A 3,860-nucleotide genomic window follows, 5' to 3' on the forward strand; every position below is an offset into this window, starting at 1 on the left:
TCTATACCTAAACCTTTTGAACTTTCCTGACTGCGACAAGCATCCAAAAGTAAAATCACATTATCTGCTCCACATCGCCTCAATCTTTCTGTCACAAAATAAAGGGAAATAGCAGTATCTTCTACTCCATCTGGATGAGGGTCAGCATCAGCAGGCATCAAATAATCTCGGTCTTTAAAACGCATTCCATGACCGCTATAAAAGAACCAAAAATTATCACCTGCGGATAAAAATTCCTTGTCAAATATTTCTCGTAAAAATCTTTTGAGTCTGCCGTAAGTAGGTTGGGAATTAAAAGTTTTACCTGCATAATTAATTGAGGGTGAATTATCAGTAAATAAATAAATATTCTCAAAACCTGCTTCATTGAGAAAATAATTCTGCATTAATTTAGCATCTCTCTGAGCATACTTAAGATTTGGCATACTATTGTAATTGTTAATCCCAATACAAATAGCCCAATTTTTTGCCATTCTTTAAGACCCCTTAAATTCTAATTACGGCTGAAAAGCTTATGTGTTTAAAATTTACAATTTTCTGTGGGAGAGAATAGAGATTACTTCCCATCCATCCTTACCCTCTACTCCTTTCTTAAAAACTAGGCATCCTGGAAGATGTCCTGCCCTAGCTTCATTCAAGTAAAAGGTCAAGTCAGAGTAATATGACCATTCTCCTTCTCTGTACCAACCTACTTCGTGACCAAACGCTTCCCATATTTTTTCATCGTAACTTTTTGTACCATCTAACATATTTTTATAAATTTTCTTCTGTACAGAAAAACCAAACTTACCATTGCTATATTTCACCCAAAGTTTGTCAATAGTTTGGAGGTCTGTAGTAGGAAAATTTTCAATCGACTCAGGTTTTAAATAAGTTGTTATTAAAATTTCTGGTAATACCCCGTCATCTAAATCTATGTCATCTAACCCGAATAAATTTTTCTGTTGTCTGGCGCATTTTAGCATTGCTCTAACTGTTTCTTCATCTGCCTGTTTCCACTCACCATTAGCTAGGAATTTGCGGAGTTTTGTATAGTCTACGTTTTTCTCAGAAAGTAACTTTATTTCATCGTTTTGAGGGCTAGTTTCAATAACTTCTGATTGAGGTTCTATAGGTTCTTCCATCTGCCAAATTCTTCTCAAAGCTTTTAAAGCTTTTTCATTAGCAGGAGACACTGCTAAAACGCGAGTCCATAAGTGTCTAGCTAATTCAATATTTTTCTCTACCTCGGCTTGATAAGCATCATTTTCTAGTGTGGCAATATCCCTCAAATTTGCCTGTTTTTCCAACAATATTAAATGATATTTAGTAGCAGGTTCAACAATAGCATAAGGAGTTTGCCGAGGCTTTCTAAATTGACTATTAATATCGGTAACTCGATAAGACAAACGATTATATAATCTTTCAACAGTGGCACAATTACCTTCACCTTGAATTCTTAAAGATTCTAATAAAGCATAAGTAAAAGCACCCTGTTTTATCCTTTCATCCTCAATTTCATAAGACCTTTCATTAGGACTACAAGAAGCAATTGTAATTACTCCTTTCTGTTTTTCTTCTCCTATACCCAAACCTTTTGAACTTTCCTGACTGCGACAAGCATCCAAAAGTAAAATCACATTATCTGCTCCACATCGCCTCAATCTTTCTATCACAAAATAAAGAGGAATAGCAGTATCTTCTACTCCATCTGGATAATTAGCTCCAGTATCTACTGGATCTTTCTCACCAGAGACTTTTGAAGCAGTTTCATCAGCAATAATCCAAATTTTCTTGTCTTCCATGATAATAATTAGGTCTAATTCTTAAAGTTTTGGTTATTTTTCAGTGGTTGCCCAGAGATAATCTCTATATTTTAACTTATTTTATTTTTAGATAAACTCTTGAGAGCTTACAAAGTTTTTTGAGACTGAATCTTGCCCCCCTAGCCCCCCAATTTTGGGGGGAACAAGAGTCAATTTGCTATCTTTAAGTCCCCCAATTTTGGGGGATTTAGGGGGCGCGTGATGTAGCAACTTTCAGAGGATATCTCAAAAAACTTTTGAGACTAAATTTTGCCCCCCTAGCGCCCCAACTTTGGGGGGGAACAAGAGTCAATTTGCTATCTTTAAGTCCCCCAATTTTGGGGGATTTAGGGGGCGCGTGATGTAGCAACTTTCAGAGGATATCTCAAAAGTTTTTTGAGACTGAAATTTGCCCCCCTAGCCCCCCAAAAGTTGGGAAAAAAAAGAGTCAATTTGCTATCTTTAAGTCCCCCAATTTTGGGGGATTTAGGGGGCTTGGAGTTTTGTAAATTTTTCCCTATTCAACTAACTCTATTCCACCACTTTTTTCTCCTCTTCATTCAAGCTAATTTTTGTCTCTTCATCAGACTTTTCTGCAGCTTTTGTCAATTCAAAAATTGGTGGTTCTAAATCAGGAATAGGTACTTCAAAACCAGGTGGTAAAGGTGGCAGTTGTGGTACACCAGAATCTAATTCTTTAGTTTGTTTCACCAATTCATTAATACTTATTTCCGGTACAGGTGGTATTTCAGTAACTTTCAACGCTGTCATCAAATTCACCAAAGCAAACTGAATATGAGTATCTGGGTTTTTCGCAACCCACCCATCCTTTGTTAACTGTCGCATTTCAAAATGTAAGTGCGGACCTGTAGACATTCCCGTACTTCCAACGCGACCGATAACTTCACCTTGTTTCACAACTTCCCCTGGTTTCACAAAAATTTCTGATAAGTGACCGTAGAGAGTTTCCAAAGATTTTTTCTGGTGGTCTAACACCACAGTTACACCATAACCTCCTAACCAGTCAGCGATCGCTACTTGACCTGCATAAGTTGCAACTACTGGGGTTCCTGTTGGCGCTCCTAAGTCTGTACCTGTGTGAAATTTCTTATAACCTAATATTGGATGTTGTCTCCAACCAAAAAATGAAGTTATCGGTGCGGGGATAGATAGAGGAAATATTATTCTAGTGTTACCATTTCCTGGTACTGCTGGCGGTCGCATGGTGCGGTTGTAATATGCTAAACCTGACTGAGTAATGGGGTTATCAAATAAACCCTGCACCTGAGCGGGTAAAACTGCAGCGACTTCTACTCCTTGTGACGACCCTGAGTAGTAACTTGGAGTGTAGGAAGTGCTGGAGTAATAACTGTTTTGACTGGAGGATGAACCAGAGTAGTAGCTAGTTTGACTATAACTAGAAGTGTCTGAATAATAATTGTTGTTGGAGGAGTAATAGTTACTTTTGGAGGATGAGTAATAGTTGTTATCGTAGGATGAGTCTTGATAGTTATTTTGAGAATAGTAACTTTGTTGAGTTTCCGCACTCCATGAATTGTTGGATGCTGTTTGAGCAGGAGCGCTCCAGTTATTAGTCTGAGCAGGAGCGCTCCAATTATTTGTTGCAGTTGTAGAACTCCAGTTATTAGTCTGAGTAGGGGCGCTCCAATTGTTATTTTCGGCAACAGCACCCCAATTTTTGTTAGTTGTTGGATATTGGGCGATATCACCTGTGGAACGTTCGGAGAAAACTACTGTGTTTGGTGCTTCATAACTTTCTGTTGCGCCAGTTTTGTATTCTGTATTATCTATATAAGCGTTGGTCGAACCGTCATAATAATAAAGTTTTTCAGGTTTTGGTAATGTTAGAGGTGGTAACTCCTGATATTTTGGTTGTTTTGATAGGTTGACTCCTGTATTCGTCGGAGGTGCGACATACAAATTTTTCGGCAGATAAATACCACTGTCTGGTTCCGGTTCTGGTTCTGGTTCGGGTTGGGAATAATAATATGGTTCAGGTTCGTAATAACTTGGCGCTGGTTGAGAATAATATGGTTCAGGTTCGTAATAACTTGG

The 3,860-nt window shown here is 38.1% G+C and carries 3 protein-coding genes; all 3 read right to left on the minus strand.

Features of this window, described 5'->3' with window-relative positions; all coding sequences use genetic code 11:
• On the minus strand, window positions 1–473 hold a 473-nt coding region (locus F6K13_RS22825; protein ID WP_287288479.1), incomplete at its 3' end, for a caspase family protein.
• A 54-nt stretch (window positions 474–527) separates the two neighbouring features.
• The gene (locus F6K13_RS22830) at window positions 528–1,784 is read right to left on the minus strand and encodes a GUN4 domain-containing protein (RefSeq protein ID WP_287288481.1); all 1,257 of its coding nucleotides are present in this window, start codon (window positions 1,782–1,784) and stop codon (window positions 528–530) included.
• Window positions 1,785–2,315: 531 nt separating this feature from the next.
• The coding region (locus F6K13_RS22835) for a peptidoglycan DD-metalloendopeptidase family protein (protein ID WP_287288483.1) at window positions 2,316–3,860 on the minus strand (1,545 nt) is incomplete at its 5' end.

It is taken from the genome of Okeania sp. SIO2B9 (assembly GCF_010672505.1).
GTDB classification, from domain to species: domain Bacteria; phylum Cyanobacteriota; class Cyanobacteriia; order Cyanobacteriales; family Microcoleaceae; genus Okeania; species Okeania hirsuta.

Excerpts from the sequence above, each read along its gene's own strand:
- F6K13_RS22830 (WP_287288481.1), bottom strand. The coding sequence starts at position 1,784 with ATGGAAGACAAGAAAATTTGGATTATTGCTGATGAAACTGCTTCAAAA.